Below are 17130 nucleotides of genomic sequence, written 5' to 3'. Positions count from 1 at the left end.
CACCAGCACGATCAGCACGACAAGCACCGACCCTGGGGGGACGACCATGGCGAAGATCCACGCCAACACGGATCCGATCGAGTTCGACGATGCCACCGCGGATGCGCTCAAGAGCTCGCTGACCGCGTCGGCTGACGCGATCAGCGGACAGAAGGCATCGAGGCAGTCGTACGTGACGACCGCCTCGCAGGAGTTCCGCGGGCACTTCTCGCAGCTCTTGACGCAGAACGCGGGGACGGCATCGAGCGATGCCACCAACATCGTCGACGCCCTCGAGACCATCGCCGGGTGGATCGACACCATGAAGGCCGCCGCCGCGGACGAGCGCGCGCGCCGCAAAACCGCCCGCGAGTGGCAGGAGCGCGAGGACGATCGCAACGGGTTCCAAGACTTCCTCAACGATTCCTTCCACTACGACCCGATGCCGACCGTCGAGAACGAACCGGCGCCGAAGTTCGACCCGCCGGCCGTGACGACGAAGCCGCGTGAAACCCCGAACCCCGGGGCCGGCGGTGGTGGTGGCGGCACGTCGTCCGCCCGGCCCGCTGACCTCCGCTCGTTCGCGACCGGTTCCTCGACGCTGAACCGCGCCCTCGACGGCAAACCCGGGGCGCTCCGCGGCAAGCTCGCCGACTTCGCGACGAAGTGCTCGTGGGCGCACATCGACGCCGGCAGCGTCGTGACGGCGTTCGAGCAGTGGATCGGGGCGAACGACCAGGACGTCACGTGGGCCAACACCGTCGCCGACGCCTTCGCGGCCGCCGGCGGCGAGGGTGCCGTGTCCACCGTCGCAGACTCGGCCCTCGCTGCGGCGCTCGCCGCGGCCGGCGTCTCGCAGACCCGCACCGACCTGCAGTTCGAGCCGCCGACGGCCTACGGCGCTCAGCCCACCACCGGCTTCTCGATGGACCCGGTGAATACCACGACGGGCAACTTCCTCGAGCCGGAGTTCGACCTGGCGTTCACCGGTGCATCTGCGGCGCTGCAGGTGACCCGCATGTACAACTCCCTCGACCAGCACGTCGGGCTCTTCGGTCCGGGGTGGGCGTCGATCCTCGAGACCCGTCTGCTCCTCGACGACGAGGGCGCGTCGTTCGTCGGCGCCGACGGTCGTCAGGTGCGCTTCCCACGTGACGGCGAGGGGTGGGCCCGTGGCGTCGGCGAGAACCGCTGGCTCGCGGCCGAGGGCGACCGGCTCGTCGTCCGCGACAACCAGGGCGAGCGCATCGACTTCTCTCTGTCGGGGCTGTGGCTCGGACAGCGCGGCGGTGCCGGTACCGCGGTCCGCGTCGAGCGGGACAGCGACGACGTCGTCGTGCGTCTGGTACACGAGCGCGGCCGCGCGGTCGACATCGACCACGTCGACGGCCGGGTCGCGGTCCTCCGCGCATCCGACGGCCGCCGGGTCGAGTACGGGTACGACGAGCGCGGCCGACTCGTCTCGGTGACCGACGCCGTCGGCACCCGCACGTACGGCTGGAACGAAGACGACCTCATCACGACGGTCACGAGTGCGGCCGGTGTCGTCGAGGTCGACAACACCTACGACGCACAATGCCGCGTGGTCGAACAGATCAGCCCGCACGGCCGCACCGTGCGGTTCGCCTACCTGCCCGGCCGCGTCACGGTGGTGTCCGACCACGACGGCTCGCGGTCGAACTCCTACATCGCCGACGCCAAGGGGCGTCTCGTCGGGGTCATCGACTCCGACGACCGACGCCAGTCGATGAGCTACGACCGGCACGGCAATCTCGTGTCCGCGACCGAGCGCGACGGCTCGGTGACCGTGCACGCGTACGACGACCGCGGCCGTAAGACCCGCACCGTCACGCCCTCCGGCGGCGACCTGACCTACGGGTACGACGACCAGGATCGCGTGACGACCGTCGTCACCGAGGCCGGTGCGGTCGTGACCTACGAGTACGTGGGCGACGACCGCGACCCGTCGGTCATCGTCGACCCGGTCGGCGGCCGGACGGAGCTGAGCTGGGACGGGGGGCTCCTGCGCCAGGTGGTCGACCCCACCGGCGTGCGGATCGAACTCGAGTACGACGCCTTCGGCGAGCTGGTCGCGACGACGAACGCGCTCGGTGACACCGCGCGCGTCGAGCGTGACGCCGCCGGTCGGCCGACTGCGGCGATCAGCCCCACTGGCGCTCGCACCGAGTACCGCTACGACGCCGCGGGTCTGCTGGAGTCCCGGCAGGATGCCGACGGAGCGGTCTGGCGCTTCGAGCATGCCGCCGGCGGCCGGATCAGCGCGGTCATCGGCCCGCTCGGGGCGCGCACCGAGTACACATACTCACCGGACGGCGAACTGCACACCGTCACTGACCCCCTGGGTCGCACCGCGACCCGGACGTACGACGACCAGGCGAACCTCGCGCGGCTCGAGATGCCGGGCGGCGCGGACTGGACGTTCGCGCACGACGCTTTGTCGCGCCTCCAGGCCGTCACCGACCCGACCGGCGCGACTTGGAGCCGCGAATACGACGTGAACGGCCGCCTGTCGAGCGTGGTCGACCCGACCGGGGTCCGTCAGGACTTCTCGGAGGACGCCAAGACCGGGGTCGCGTCGCTGCGCGACGCCTTCGACGCGGTCACAGTGCAGTTCGACGCCTACGGACGACCGGTCGAGAGCGCCAGCGACGAGTTCGGCTCCGAGCTCGTCACCTACGACGCTGCGGGACGCCCCGTCGAACTTGTCGATGGGGAGGGCGGACTGACCAGGATTGAACGCGACCTCGCGGGCCGGGTGATATCGCTCACCACCCCGTCCGGCGTCCGCGCAACCTACGAGTACGACCTCTGCGGCCGTCCGTCGGCCGCAACCGATCCGAGCGGCGCACGCACCGTACTCGAGTACGACGCGCACTCGCGTGTCGTCCGGTGGACGCTGCCCACCGGGGACACAGAGCAGGTCGTCTACGACGCAGTCGGGCGCGTGGTCGCGCGGACGACGCCGGGTGCCGGCACCAGTCGGTTCCGCTACGACGCTGCCGGGAGGCTCGTCTCGGTCCATGACGCCCGGTACGGCCGGCGCCGGTTCCGCTACGACGCCTCGGGTCAGCTTGCGGCGACCGTCAATGGTCTCGGCGGTGTCACCACCTTCGCCCACGACGAGCGAGGTCGGCTCACCACCGTCACCGACCCAACGGGCGGCGTCACAACCCGTACGTACGACGATGCAGACCGCATCACAAGCGTGACCGACCCGCTCGGGCGCACCACGACCGCGGCCTACGACGCCGCGGGCCGTCAGGTCGGCCAGACCGATCCCGACGGCCACACTGTCACCTGGTCCTACGACGCGGCTGGCCGGCAGCGGGACGTCGGCGTCGACGGTGTCGTCCAGTTCGAGCTCCGGCGGGACGCCCTCGGCCGGACTCTGACCGTCACCGACCACACCCGCGGTGCCGGACGGAGTGTGGAGCACGAGCTGCACCACGACCGACGGGGGCTCCTGGTCCGTCGAAGCCGTGGCTCGGCGGCGATCGGGTGGGAGTACGACGCCGACGGGAACCGCACGGCGCGCATCGACCCTGCCGGCACCCACACCGCGTTCCGCCGGAACGCCGCCGGACTCGTGACCGCGGTGGAGCGGGGCGGTCTCGGAGTCGGCACCTTCGCGTACGACGCCGGCGGGCGCATCGTCCAGTCGGCGACCGGGGACCTCGTGCAGGCGTGGTCGTACGAGGGCGGTGTCCTCGTGGCGCACACCACGACCACTCCCGACGGCGCCCAGGTCACCCGGATCGCACGAGACGACGACGGCCGGATCGCCGCGATCGATGGCCCCGACGGACGTGTCGATTACACGTTCGACGGCGCCGGGCAGCTCGTCCGCGCAGGCGACTCCACCTGGGAGTACGACTCCGCCGGTCGGCTGGTGTCCGAGACCGTCGACGGCGTCACGACCACGTACGAGTACGACCGCGCCGGACAGCTGACCGCCACGTTGCGCGACGGTCAGCGGACGGAGTACGTGCACGACGGGCTCGGCCGCCGGGTGCGTCGCACCGAACCGGACGGTTCCACGACCGAGTACACCTGGTCGCCGCTGGGGTACCTCGCAGGGCTCGTTACCCGCGACGCCACCTACGCCGAGACCGGGCGCAACGACGTGTGGACGGATGCGCTCGGCGAACTCGCCACCGTCGATGACGTCGAGGCATGGTGGGACACCGCGGCCGCCGTGCCATCCCTGATGTCGATTGGCGGGAAGAGCGTCCTCGACCTCCCGGGTGGCGTCACCGCCGTCGGAACGAAGTGGACGACGCCGGGCTGGCGCAATGCCCGGGCGACCGATGCATCCGACCCGTGGGCGACGCTCGCCGGGGTGTCCGGCGCCGCGCTCCCCGCAACCGTCGGACTCACCGCGACCGGTGGAATCAACATCGGCGGCCTCGAGTGGCTCGGTGCTCGCGTCTACGACCCTGCCGCCCGTGGCTTCCTGTCCGTTGACCCGCTCGCGCCCGTGCTCGGGTCGGGATGGTCGGGGAACCCGTACTCCTACGCCGGGAACGACCCGTTGCACGCGGTGGACCCCTTGGGTCTCCGACCGGCGACCGACGCTGACCTCCAGGCGTACCGGGATGCGCATCAAGGGGTGTTTGATGGCGGCTGGTGGAAGGACAACTGGGAGTACGTCGTTGGCGGAGCTGCAATTGTGGGAGGAGGCATCCTGATGTTCACGGGAGTTGGCGGACCAGCCGGGATGATGCTGATCAGCGGCGGTCTCGATGTCATCACGCAGAAGGCCACCACCGGCAACGTCAACTGGGCTCAGGTAGCCGGCGCCACCGCGCTTGGCGCGATCCCGGGAGGGGCAGGATCGCTCTTCAAAGCGGCGAAGTACGGCGGGCAAGGGCTTCGTGTCGCCGAAAACGTCGCTGCCCCTACGACCAGGGTCGTCAAGTCCCTCGCGACGAACATGGCAGTCAACGGCGCGGCTGGCTCTGGCTTCGGTGTTGCTGCGAACGTCGTCACGAGCGTGACGTCGAACAAGCCGATCACCGCGAGAGGGCTGCTTGGTTCCGCTGGAGGTGGGTTCGTGGCCGGTTCCGTCAGTGGCCTTGCCGGTCCAGCCGGAGGGAGCATCGCAGAGCACTTGCAACGTCCGGTGGAGTCAGTGGTCTCTAAGTTGGGCACATCGGCCGTGGGATCGGTGGCAGCTACGGCTGGCACGACTGTCGACCACTGGATATCCGGCGAGGATATGTCCTGGAACGACGTGATCTGGAGCACGGCGTCGGGTGCCGCCGCCCCCCACCTCTCGTTCGGTGAGAAGTACACCCAGACCAACTTCGAAGCCCTTCGGAAGGTTCCCTATACTCAGACCCAGACGTGGCAGGGATTGACCGGAAGCGGGCGAAACGCTGTGGCCCTTCGGGGAGGCGCGGCGATCGGTTCCGCTGTCGGCGCTGGAGGAGACGTGATCCACGATTCAGTGAGTGGCGTGATGGGATGGTGACTTGAGTACTCGAGTGCGCCGTTATCGCCCGCTGAGTCGAGCGGGCGTCGTCGGCAACATCACGCTGATCGCTCTCACGGGCGCGGTCGCGTTCTTCTTCGGATTGCAGCAGCTGACGTTTCCGGTCGTCTTGGCGAATGTGCTGCTCGCCGTCACCCTCGCCGGCCTTCTGGGGTTCCTCGGCTCGGGGTGGGCAATGCTCGGCTTGGCGGTCGCGTTCTTCGGAGGGCCCCTTGCAACCGAGTTCTTGCTCGTCGGCGCGCAGCTGTCGATCCAGACCTGGTTCATGAGCCTCATCGCTGGTTGGACCCTCGGGGCACTGGCCCGGCGGCACGTCGATAGGGGACTCCCCGGTCGCGACCGAGCCTCGGGACCTGCGCTGCAGTGGTGGGTGCGAGGCCGGCGATGCGTGCAGAACTCCCCGACCCTGGCTCAAGTGGAGGCGAAGGTCCGCGCCCTCGACGGCCGTGAACGTACGTTGGTCTCCGTCATCGATCGAGATCGTCAGATCAACATCTGTGGCGATGCCGCACGGGAGGTCATCGTCTTCAGGACTGAGGACGTGACCGATGGAGAGCGGTGGGAGCTTCCGCTCGGCGGCCCGGTTGATGCGTCGGATGTTGTCGAGATCGCCATGGGAAACGTCTCTGCTCCCGTGGCTCGAGGCCTCACGGTGGACGTTGAAGCGGCGCTGAAGATCGTTGAAGCGTTTCTTGCGAAGAAGAGGGTTGATAGTGGCGCAGGGACCTGGCGCGGTGGTGAGGTGTTGACCGTTCGGCCTTCGCTGCCGTGATCGATGGTGGCGCACTTCAGGGGGCGTCACTACGAGCGCATGGGGAGCGCATCCCGCAAGCTACGGCGTTGATGGTGGTCTCGCCCGGTACGGTCGAAGGGTGGCGGGGGAACGCGAGCTGAAGAAATCTCACGGCAGGCCGGTGCTGGTCCAGGGGAACAGGGTGGTGCCGGTGGCGTGGAGGCTGCTGTCAGCTGGGGTAGTCGCCGCAGGACCGTGGTTGGCGTGCTCGCAGGATGTGTTCGGTGGCGCGTGGTTCACCCGCGTCTGGTGTAGCGCGCTCCTGCTGTTCTTCGGGTTACTGTGACTGATGCTGGCGGTGAGTACCATCCGCACCCGGGTCAAGGTGTTCCCCGACCGACTCGAGGCGACCGTCAACTTCCGCGGCACCAGGACCATCCGTCCTGGCGAACTCGCCCGCTTTCGAGCGTCAGGCAAAGGCAACGACGTGGTCAGCGCCGCTACCGCTCGCGGACGACGCGGATTTCGGTCGAACCGGTTCCACCGTCACTACGACGTACTGAACGACTGGCTTGATCGGAACGGCGGCGAGCCTTGGGTCGAGCACCAGGCCTTCTTCATCAAGCTCACTCACCAGACGAAGCCGCAGCCAATCCGCAACGCGCTGTCGATGCTGACCATCGTCGCGTTCCACCTTTTCACGCTTGCCATGTTCCCGGGACTGTTCGTCATGAACGCATACGACAGCGCGCACCGGGAGCGAGTCACTTGCACGGCGACGTCTGTGGAAGCTGTCACACTGTCGAGTCGGTCCGCGAAGGGCGTCGGCGCTTCTTACGCTGGTGTGGGGTTCGACGCGCCTGATTGTGGCCGTCTGACCTATTCGAAGACGATCTCGTTCGGGAACCAAGACGCTTTCGCCCGCCGCTACGACCGTGCCCCCGGGGAGTACGCATTCACCGTCGGTGGCGCGTCGTTCTGGGTCAGGGAGCATGCGCCGTGGGTGCCGCTGGCCCCGGAGGTGTACGGCGTGAGCGAGCCGGGTGAGCCTGCGGCCGGTATCGATGAATGACTCCGGGGCTGCGCGACTCGCACGGCGAAGACGCGTCCGGCGAGACAGGATCCTGGCTTCGATCGTCTTCTCCGTCTTCGTGCTCGTTCCCTTGCTGGGCTTCTTCGTCGGGCCGATCACGTTGAAGGTCTACGACGCAGGACACCGGCTGCACGTCGTCTGCACCGTCAGCTCCGCGCGCAGCAGTGCGGACTCGTCTCACTCCCTGAAGGGCATCGGCTCGTCGACGTCGCAGGTCGTGTTCGAGACGTCCGACTGCGGAACGCTCGTGCAGACCTGGGGTGTGAATCGCGACAACGAGCACGACTTGGCTCGGGGCGTCGTCGAGGGGGAGCGCTACCGGTTCGACGTCGGCGAGGGGTCATTCACGATGCGGGATTTCTTGAACAGGATCCGCCAGGCCGTGTACGTGAAGAGCTTCGAGCCAGCGCGAACACGGTAGGTCTGGCTGCCCAGCGCGGCAGCAGTCCGCCGCTCAGCGTCCGAAGACCCTGACGAACTCGCCCCACTGCGCCGGTGCCCGATGCTCGAGCCATGCGCAGAGCTCGGGGTAGGCGGCGTCGATCGACAGGACGCTGATCACACCGCGTTGGCCGTGCACCTTGATGTCGAGCCCGCCGAACCGGTTGGTGGTGGGCCGGATACCCTTGATCGCCGCGGGGTCGACGGCCCGCGCCGCACGGAACATCGGCGTCACGACGAGTCTGGAGTCGTACGCCTCGACGCGGCGACGCTTCTGCCCGACTCCGAGGTAGACGAACAGGATCCCGAACAGCACCATGCCGACGCCGGCGATGAGCATGCCGATCGCATCGGGGTCGTCGAGCAGGCTGAGCGTGGCCAGGAAGAAGAACCCGCCGACGACGACGAAGACGATGCCGATGATGCGGAGCAGCAGGTAGCTGAACCGGCGCGCGCGGACGGTGAAGAGCACGCCGTACGCCTCGTCGCCGACGACGGAGGACGGTGGCCGCTTCCTGTCGCTCTGACGGACGAGCGCGCTGACGACGGCCGGGATGGCGACCATCGCGGCCAGGGCTATCACCACCGGCGACAGGTTGATGTTCACCCGTCCGCCCCCGTTCGTGCGTTCGTGCGCGGTCGTTCGAAGGGCATGACGCCCTGGTCCCCCTGGATCATGCGTGCAGAGTATCAGCGGGCTGTGAACAGGGACGGGTAAGCCCGCAGATGCTCTATGTTGGATTTCAGCGGCGAGCTGTGGCCCGAACGGGGGTGGCTGGCGGGGCCGACCCGCCCGGACCCGACGCTGTTCAGCAACTAGCATCGATGTGCTCGACGATTCTCTTGGGGGGAAGACCGTGATCAACCAGCGTGCCGGGAACACCGGAACACGAAGCACCAGTCGCCGACTCGTGGGGGCGGTCGCCGTGACGGGGATCGCTGCGCTGGTACTCGCTGGCTGCACTTCCGACGACAAGCCCGTTTCTGACCCCTCGCGGGTGCTGCAGACCGTCGACACGCGCCTCGCCGCGGATGGTTCGATCACGTCGATCTCGGACACCGCGATCTCGGTCGCCGGCAAGGACTCGTCGTCTGCGACGACCGAGCACGACCCCGCGAAGGCAGCGAGTGACCTGCCACTGCGCATCACGACGCAGTACTCGACGAAGAAGAAGACCGGGACGGACCTCGCCGACCTCGACGGCTACTCGGGTCGGGTGTCGATCGACCTGACGATCGAGAACCTGACGGTCAAGTCGAAGAACCTGACCTACGACGTCGCGGGCACGTCGCGTTCGACCCCGGCGCTCGTGGGCGCGCCCTTCAGCATCGCTGCGTCGACCGTGCTGACGGGGACCGCCGCGGACCGCGTCGTGACGGACTCCGCCGACTCCGGCTCCTCGACCGACGGTGTCGTGAGCACCAACGAGGACGGCGACGCGGTCGTCCAGTGGGGACGGCTGCTCGCCCCGCCGACCTCCGGCGCGAGCAGCACGCTGCACCTCGTCGCCGACGTCGAGGACTTCACCGCGCCGACCATCGACGTCGCGGCGCAGCCCGGGCTGTCGACGGACCTGTCCTCGACCGGCGTCGTGAACGCGGCGTTCGGGTCCGACAACGATTCCGAACTGGCGCTGCAGCGCCGCACGATCGACCTCATCGCGCAGGTCAACGAGGTGCTTGCCCGTGCCGGCGGCACCATCACCGAGGTCCGGTCCAACCTCGAGACGACGTCCGAGACCCTCGGCGTCAGGACGGCGGAACGCCTGAAGGAGAGCAGCTCCTCGCTGGCGAGCACGATGCAGTCGCTCTCCGGGCAGCTCGGCTCCCTGAACGGCGATCTCGGCACCACCGTGAAGGCCACGCAGTCGACGGTGTTGCAGCAGCTCCAGCAGACCACCACGAGCCTCGACAGCCTGCTCGGCGACACGTCCGCGACCGCGCCGGCAACGGTGCTCGACGGCAACGGCTGCGCGGCCACACCGAAGACCCCGTCCGCCGGGGGCAGCGTCTACGGCAACCTGCTCCGCGTCTCGGCGCAGCTCACCGGCTACGCCGACGCCAGCGAGGCGTGCAAGCAGCAGGTCAGCACGCAGCTGGCGGGATCCGTCGGCCCGGCGTCGCCGGACGCGGCGACGTGCGCCCCTCAGGAGGCCCGTGGTTCGTTGACCTGCGCGCTCTGGGAATCGTCGCGTGCGGTGAGCACCTCGTTGATCGGTCTGGTCAACACCGGGCAGCAGCTCGCCGACCAGCTCGACCCCAAGCTCGCGGACGCGGCGATCGAGCAGTCGGACGCCCTGCGGGCCAAGCTCGGGGAGATCGACACCGCCGTGCAGGCGCTCGGCAGCGACGGCACCGGTGAGGTCGCGCGCACCCTGCAGGCGTTGCAGGACCTGCGTGACCAGACCGCTGACGACCTCGGCCCTGTGCGCGACGCCGTCACGACGGTGAACCGGCAGGCCATCGCAGCGCGCGCCCTCGTGGGCGGCGCCGGCGACGGTCTGTTCAGCACCTCGATGCAGGCGCAGAACCGCGAGGTCGCCGACCAGCTCTGCGCTCTCGCGGCGACCGACCAGCTCGACGCGGAGCAGGCGGATGCGCTGCGCGGGTACCTGACCACGACGCCGTGCCCCGGTGCCGAAGAAGGCACGACGCTGAAGCCCGGTGGGCGGTTCAGCACCCCGATGGACGAACGCCTCACGGACCAGGCGGAGCAGTGGGATGCGGTGGTCGCGGCGACCGATCTCCGTTCAGCGACCGGTATCGGTGCCGCGGTGACGACGCTGTCCGACGACGTCGAAGCGCTCGACGACGGCATCGCCGAGGTGCGTCGAGCGGTGCGCAACGACGGTGGCTCGGTCGACGGCGCAGCCCGCCAGCTCGAGGAACTCGTCGAGCAGGCAACGAAGTCGAGCGCAGTGGTCGGCACCCAGCTGACCGCGATCAGCACGCAGCAGACCGAGCTGCAGGACGCCGTCCGCAAGGCCTTCGCCGACGCGTCCACCCAGTCCGAGAAGGACGTCCAGAAGATCATCGACCAGCAGGTGCGGCAGGTCAGCGAGACGGCGAAGGGCAGTCGTGACGCCGTCATCTCGGCCTTCGACAAGTCGATCGCCGGCCTCCGTTCCACCTCTGGCGAGGTCACGAAGGACTCGAAAGGCACGATCGACGAGCAGCGGGGGACGCTGGAGCGGGAAGGCTCCGAGCTGGCGTCCGCCGTCGACCGCCAGACGGCGTCGAGCCTGGAGCAGATCGCCGCGAGCACGAGTGCTTCGACGCGCGACGTCCAGGGCGCGTCGACACTGCTGACGGGCGACCTCAACCGGGTGATGCTCGACCTGGGTGACCGCAAGGTCAACGGATCCGGCATCCTCGGCGCGATGGCCACGAGCGCGGCGAAGTCCGACTCTGCGGACTACCAGCTCGCCCTGGCATCGCAGAACGCCGCCGGCTACGCGAACGTCCGCGCCGAGGACGTCGCCGGGATACTCCTCCAGCAGGAGCAGTTCCGCGCCTCGATCGACGCGGCGACGACGCTGCCGGCGTTCCAGCTCAAGGTGCCGGCCAGTGCGACGTCGACCACGCTGTACACCTTCCGGATCGGGGCTGAGCGATGAGCGACCAGACGACCGACCAGACGATCAACCAGACCGAGGGCACCGACGCCGGGCGTCCGCGCAACCGACGCCGACTGCTCATCGTCGGCATCGCCGTGCTCCTGGTGGCCGCGGTGGTCGCCGCCGTCCTGACGTTCCGGGCGATCGGCAGCAGCGCGCCTGCCGAAGCCGTCCCGGCCACGGTGCCCGTGGGCATCACCGTCAGGGGCGTTCCGGAGGACACGAAGATCGGCGTCGTCGTCACCCTGGGCGACGGCGAGGGCTCCGAGTGGAACGAAGCGGCGCAGGGCGCCCTCGTCGCCGAGCGACGACTCGCGCTCGGCGGAACCGACATCACCCTCGTCACGGAGAACGACGGAGGGACGACCGCTGGGGCGAAGGCCGCTGTCGCCGACCTCGCCGAGAGCGGCGTCGCGGGCATCGTCGTCGCTTCGTCCGGCGCGCACGTGACCGGAGCGCTCACCGCTGCGGCGGCGAAGGGCGTCCCGGTCGTGCTGCCCTACGCACCCGCCGAGAAGGACTCCTGGACGACCGCCCCGGCAGCCGGCTCGGTCAGCAGTGCCATGACTGCTGCGCTCGGTGACGCCGGATCACCGCTCCTCGTCGACCTCGGCGGCGGTGCTCCTGCAGGGCTCCGGGTGGCGCACGTCATCGACGGCGACGACACCTCGGACACGGGCTCGCTCGCCGAGACGATCGCCGCACGGACCGGTGTGAGCGGTGCGGGCGAGGGTGCCGACGAAGCGCAGGACACCGACCGCAAGGTGGACCCGGACTCCGATGCGGTCGTCATCAGCGGTTCGGCGCAACGACAGGGCGCCCTGGTGGCAGCACTCCAGGCCGCCGACGTCACGGTGCCAGTCATCCTCACCCCGGACGCGACGAGCCCGGCCTTCGGCGCAGCGCTCGTCGACGGCGGTGGCAGCCTGAGCGGCACCTTCCGGACAGTCGGAGTGGCCACCGATGACGCACGGGCGCTCTCCTCCGACGCCGAGGGGCGGGCGATGTCCGCGTTCCTCGGTGGTGTCCGGGTGCTCGCGGACGATGCAGACGCCCAGAACCTGACGGGCGACCGGCCCTTCTCGGCGGTGGCGGGAGCAGCGGACTCCCGGAGCCACGACGCCGTCGTCGCGCTCATCCGCGCGGTCGGGAAGGCCCAGAGCGTGGAGCCGACGGACGTCACCGACGCCCTCGCCACGCTCGACCTCGACTCCGCGGCGGGGATCGCCGGCCCGCCGCTCGACTTCACCCGGCAGCAGGCGCTCGGCGCGCGCGCGACGGTGCTGTCGGCCTCGGCGCAGCAGCTCGGTCTCCGACCCGCCAACGTCGCCGCTGGCGGCTCCGATGACGCATCCGGCGACGACGCGGCCCAGGCAACCTCGCTGGTGTGGTTCGAGGACTCCACCGCACGCTGACCCACCCACGCACGGACCCCCGAGAAGGACAACGCGAGCATGCGCCTGCTGATCGAGCTCGACGACCGTCGCGAGGCGGTCGAGGTGGACGGATGGTCCGGCGCGTCCTCCCTCGGAGAACTCGTCGCCGCCGCGATCGGCGTCGAGCTCGACGCCGAGACCTCCCTCGCGGTCGACGGACACCGAACCAGCGCGGCGACTCCGCTGCGTGACCTCGTCCTGCTCGAGGGGTCCCGTGTCGGACGCACGCCGCAGGAGCGCCCGCAGCTGGTCGACGACTGGAGTGTCACACTCGCCGGGGGGCTCGACGCGGGTCTGGTCGTGCCGATCCCGCGCAGCCGGAAGCTCGTCGTGGGCCGGGCACCGCAGGCCGACGTCGTGCTGCCCACCGAGAGCGCGTCGTGGGAGCACTGCACGATCGAGCGCGAGGACGACGGGGTCCGGGTGCGCGACGCCGGTTCGACCAACGGCACCGTGATCGCGGGCGAGCGCATCGATGCCGACGGTGTGCTGCTCACCGGGACCACGAGCGTCATCGTGGGCGGCGCCGTGCTGTTGGTCCGGCCAGCGCTGGACGAGGTCCCCGTGCCGGCCGCGGGCTCCCTGGCCAACCTGACGCCCGCGGCGACCGCGCCGTTCAACCGCCCGCCCCGAGCCGGGCGGAACACCGAGACCGAGACCGTCGACCCGCCGGCCAAGCGCGAGGTCCCGCAGGCATCGAAGTTCAGCTGGATCACCGTCGCAGCGCCACTGGTCCTCGCCGGTGCGATGGTCCTCCTGCTCGGCGACGCCCGGTTCGCCCTGTTCGCGCTACTGTCGCCGGTCACCGCGATCGGCATGTGGTTCGAGCAGAAGCACCGTCGGGCGAAGAACCTGAAGGAGGAGGACACCCGCTTCGCCGAGGCCGTGGAGTCCTTCCGGGGTGAGATCGCCGAGGCCGCAGCGGTCGAGGCGGCCCGTCGGCAGGAACTCGTCCCCGACCCGGCCACCGTCGTCCGCCGGGCCGAGCTCCCCACCACCCTGCTGTGGCAGCGACGCTCCGAGGACGCTGACTTCCTCAGCCTGCACGCCGGCACCGGTGACGCACCGTGGCGCCCCGAACTCGATCAGCGGGCGGCGTCGTCCAAGCTCGAGGACGAGGCGAAGGCCGCCATCGCCGACAGTCGCCTCACCGCTGCGCCGGTCGTGGCGGACCTGTCCGACGCCGGCGTCGTCGGGATCGTCGGCGACCGCGAGGGCGCGCTCGCGCTGGCGCGCAGTCTGCTCACGCAGGCCACCGTGCACTGCGGGCCCGCCGACCTGACGGTGGGCATCTTCTGCGACGCCGGCCGCGCGGACGACTGGGGATGGGCCTCCTGGCTGCCGCACGCGCGCGTGGCGGGGAGCAGCACCGGTGCCCGTTGGATGTCGGCACAGCGTGACCAGAGCGCGGCGATGCTCCGAGGGCTGCGGGAGTCGCTCGACGAGCTACCGACCCCGAACCTGCTCGTCGTGGTCGACTCCGAGGTGCTCACCGAGGGGCGCGATGCGCCCGCCCGCAACCTGCTCGGCGAAGGGCGCACCGTCCCCGGACAGTCGCTCCGTCCCGGTGAGCAGCCACGGCGGGTGAGCGGGATCGTCATCGCGACCAACGAGCAGCAGCTTCCCGCAGCCTGCACGACGATCGTCACGGTCGGTGCCGACGCCGCCGCGACGGTCTACCGGCCGGAGGACCGGACCCGCGTCGAGGACGTCGTGCTCGCCGGACTCAGCGTCGAGACAGCCGAACGGAGCGCCCGCGGCGTGGCGCACTTCGACGATCCCGAACTGCTGGTTCCGGGGGCGTCCTTGCCGTCGCTCGTCCGCCTGCCGGAGCTGCTCGCGGGGGACGACACGGTCCCGCGAACCCAGACGGCCACGAGCCCCGTCGACACGATCCGAGCGGCGTGGGGCGCCCGCACCGGCTTCTCGACCCCGATCGGGTCGTCGGAGAGCGGCGTCCTCGAGCTCGATCTGGTCCGCGACGGGCCGCACGGTCTGGTCGGTGGCACGACGGGTTCAGGCAAGAGCGAGTTCCTGCGCTCGCTCGTCGCCGGGCTCGCTGCACGCAACGATCCCACCCGCCTCAACTTCCTGCTCGTCGACTTCAAGGGCGGCGCCGCGTTCGCCGCCTGTGAGCGACTGCCGCACACCATCGGCACCATCAGCAACCTGGACGAGCAACTCGCCGACCGTGCGATCCGTGCACTCGAGGCCGAACTCGAGCGTCGTCAGCGGGTGTTCGCCGCAGCCGGCGCGGACATCGACAACCTCGACGCCTACCTGGCGACGAAGCCCGACGAACCGATGCCGCGCCTGCTCCTCGTGGTGGACGAGTTCGCGATGCTGGCGAAGGACTTCCCCGACGTCCTCACCTCGCTCGTCGCCGTCGCCGCGGTCGGTCGGACACTCGGCGTCCACATGATCCTCGCCACCCAGCGGCCTGCTGGCGTCGTGAGCGAGGACATCCTGGCGAACACCAACATGCGGGTGGCGCTGCGGGTGCAGAGCCGCGAGGACTCGACCAACGTGATCGGCGTGCCCACCGCCGCGGGTATCGGTCGCCAACAGACCGGTCGCGCGTACGTGAAGCTCGGGCAGGACGACATCACCCCGGTGCAGACCGCGCTCGTCACCGGCCGTGCTCGCGACGAGCGTGCGGAGCAACCGGTGTCCGTCCGACCGACCGACGTCTTCGGCGTGCCCGCTCCGATGCCCGCTCCGGCGCCGACGGCGGCCGACGTCACCGACCTCGACCAGCTCATCGAGGCGATCGCGCAGGCGAACGCCGCCGCCGGGCACGCCCCGCCGCGACCGATCTGGCCCGAGGCCCTCGGCGATCGCGTCGAGCTGGCCGAGCTGGCGCCCGTCGTCGGACCGCTGCGGACCGTGCCCGTCGCCCTGGCCGACGACCCGGACCACCAGCGCCAGGTCACGACCGGGTGGGACCTCGACGAGGGCAACCTCATGCTCATGGGCATCCCCGGCAGCGGGACGAGCACGGCCCTCGCCACCCTCGCCTTGCAGCTCGCCGAGGCGACGAGCCCGGACGACCTCGACCTGCTGGTGCTCGACATGGGTCCAGGCGACCTGGCGCCCCTCGCGCAGCTTCCGCACACGACCGCCTACGTCGGCTCCGGTTCCGGCGCGGGGGAGGTGCAGGCGCGGTTCCTCCGGCACCTGCGCGTCGAGCTCGAGCGACGTCGCGCCACTCCGGGTGGCCGCCGGGCAGTCGTGTTGATCGACGGCCTCGCGGCCCTGCGCGACGAGTACCAGGACTTCGAGGGGCAGCTGCTGCTCGACGCCCTGTACCGCGTCTACGCCGAGGGGCCCGCGCTCGGCATATCGTTCGCCGTCTCGACGACCCGCGCCAAGGCGGTCCCGTCCGCGATGGACGAAGTGACGACCCAGAAGTGGATGTTCCGCCTGGCCGACCCGTACGACTACGCCTCGATCGGCGTCCGCCCGAAGGACGTCCCACCGCCCGTAGCCGGTCGCTTCATCGACTCGATCCTGCGGCTGCAGTCCCACGTGGCGACGCCGGGCGTCCCGCTGGCGCAGGCCGTCGATCGCCTCGTCGAGCGCTGGCCCGGCACGGCTCCGAAGGCGAGTGCGGTCGGTCGGCTGCCCGACGCCGTCCTGGTCGACGAACTCGGTGCGGGTGCGGTGTTCGCGGGGGAACCGTGGCGGATCCCGATCGGGGTCGCCGAGGACGACCTCCGTCCCGCAGCGCTCGAGGTCTACGACGGCGAACACGTGCTCGTTGCGGGTCCAGCCCGGTCGGGCAAGTCGACCGTGCTCCTGGCGCTCGCGGCCCTCGCTCGCGCCGCGGATGGCGTGCGACCGGCGGTCTGGGCGATCTGTGATCGCCGTTCGCCGCTCGCCTCCGGGGACTTCAACCGCATCGCCGTCGGCCCCGACGAGGTCCCGGCGCTGCTGGCCGGGCTGCGGCTCGAGCGTGGACCGGTGCTGCTGTTGATCGACGACGCGGAACGCTTCGATGACGGCGACCAGGCCATCGCGACGCTGCTCGCGACCGAGCGCCCCGGGCTCTGCGTCGTCGCGGCGGGCCGCTCGGCGGACCTCCGATCGCTCTACAGCCACTGGACACGAGCGGTCCGCAAGTCGCGTTGCGGCGTCCTCCTGCAGCCGGACGTCGACTACGACGGCGAGTTGCTGGGCGTCACGCTCCCGCGCCGAGCACCGGTGGCGCTGACCGTGGGTCGCGGCTACGCGTCCTCCGGCGGCGCCGTCCGCCTCGTGCAGACCGCGTCCGCAGGCAGCTGACCGACTGACTGACGGACTGGAGGCCCGTGGCG

General features: G+C 70.2%; 8 protein-coding genes. 7 read left to right on the top strand and 1 reads right to left on the bottom strand.

Annotated features, from left to right (window positions below):
• Positions 1–46 precede the first annotated feature (46 nt).
• The 4 genes from ASF75_RS12400 (at position 47) to ASF75_RS12380 (ending at position 7741) form a co-directional block, all read left to right on the top strand.
• The gene (locus tag ASF75_RS12400) at positions 47–5473 is read left to right on the top strand and encodes a DUF6531 domain-containing protein (RefSeq protein ID WP_056071839.1); all 5427 of its coding nucleotides are present in this window, start codon (positions 47–49) and stop codon (positions 5471–5473) included.
• A 13-nt stretch (positions 5474–5486) separates the two neighbouring features.
• The gene (locus ASF75_RS12395) at positions 5487–6266 is read left to right on the top strand and encodes a hypothetical protein (RefSeq protein WP_056071836.1); all 780 of its coding nucleotides are present in this window, start codon (positions 5487–5489) and stop codon (positions 6264–6266) included.
• Between the two features lie 319 nt (positions 6267–6585).
• A complete protein-coding gene (locus ASF75_RS12385) occupies positions 6586–7299 on the top strand; it encodes a hypothetical protein (RefSeq protein ID WP_156463878.1) in 714 nt (237 codons plus the stop codon).
• The gene (locus ASF75_RS12380; RefSeq protein WP_156463877.1) at positions 7271–7741 is read left to right on the top strand and encodes a hypothetical protein; all 471 of its coding nucleotides are present in this window, start codon (positions 7271–7273) and stop codon (positions 7739–7741) included. Before ASF75_RS12385 ends, ASF75_RS12380 begins: the two co-directional genes overlap by 29 nt.
• 33 nt (positions 7742–7774) lie before the next feature.
• Here the strand turns inward: ASF75_RS12380 and ASF75_RS12375 are convergent, their stop codons facing one another.
• The gene (locus ASF75_RS12375) at positions 7775–8368 is read right to left on the bottom strand and encodes a hypothetical protein (protein WP_042539274.1); all 594 of its coding nucleotides are present in this window, start codon (positions 8366–8368) and stop codon (positions 7775–7777) included.
• 391 nt (positions 8369–8759) lie between these two features.
• Here ASF75_RS12375 and ASF75_RS12370 point away from each other — a divergent pair, with 391 nt between their 5' ends.
• From ASF75_RS12370 to ASF75_RS12360, 3 genes are read left to right on the top strand one after another with little or no spacing between them, the layout of a single operon-like run.
• Positions 8760–11378: a hypothetical protein gene (locus tag ASF75_RS12370; RefSeq protein WP_056071822.1), complete on the top strand. Its 2619-nt coding sequence runs from the start codon at positions 8760–8762 to the stop codon at positions 11376–11378.
• Complete coding sequence (locus ASF75_RS12365) at positions 11375–12793, top strand: hypothetical protein (protein WP_056071819.1); 1419 nt, start codon at positions 11375–11377, stop codon at positions 12791–12793. The genes ASF75_RS12370 and ASF75_RS12365 overlap by 4 nt, the downstream gene beginning before the upstream one ends.
• A 39-nt stretch (positions 12794–12832) precedes the next feature.
• Positions 12833–17098 (top strand): FtsK/SpoIIIE domain-containing protein, encoded by a 4266-nt coding sequence (locus ASF75_RS12360; RefSeq protein ID WP_056071816.1) that lies wholly within the window; start codon positions 12833–12835, stop codon positions 17096–17098.
• Positions 17099–17130 lie beyond the last annotated feature (32 nt).

This window comes from Curtobacterium sp. Leaf154 (genome assembly GCF_001424595.1).
Lineage (GTDB): Bacteria > Actinomycetota > Actinomycetes > Actinomycetales > Microbacteriaceae > Curtobacterium > Curtobacterium poinsettiae.
This window is presented reverse-complemented; position numbering and strand designations above follow the sequence as displayed.

Bases quoted from the DNA above. Each gene is read 5' to 3' on its own strand.
- ASF75_RS12365 (WP_056071819.1), top strand. From the start codon at position 11,375: ATGAGCGACCAGACGACCGACCAGACGATCAACCAGACCGAGGGCACC.
- ASF75_RS12360 (WP_056071816.1), top strand. From the start codon at position 12,833: ATGCGCCTGCTGATCGAGCTCGACGACCGTCGCGAGGCGGTCGAGGTG.
- ASF75_RS12400 (WP_056071839.1), top strand. From the start codon at position 47: ATGGCGAAGATCCACGCCAACACGGATCCGATCGAGTTCGACGATGCC.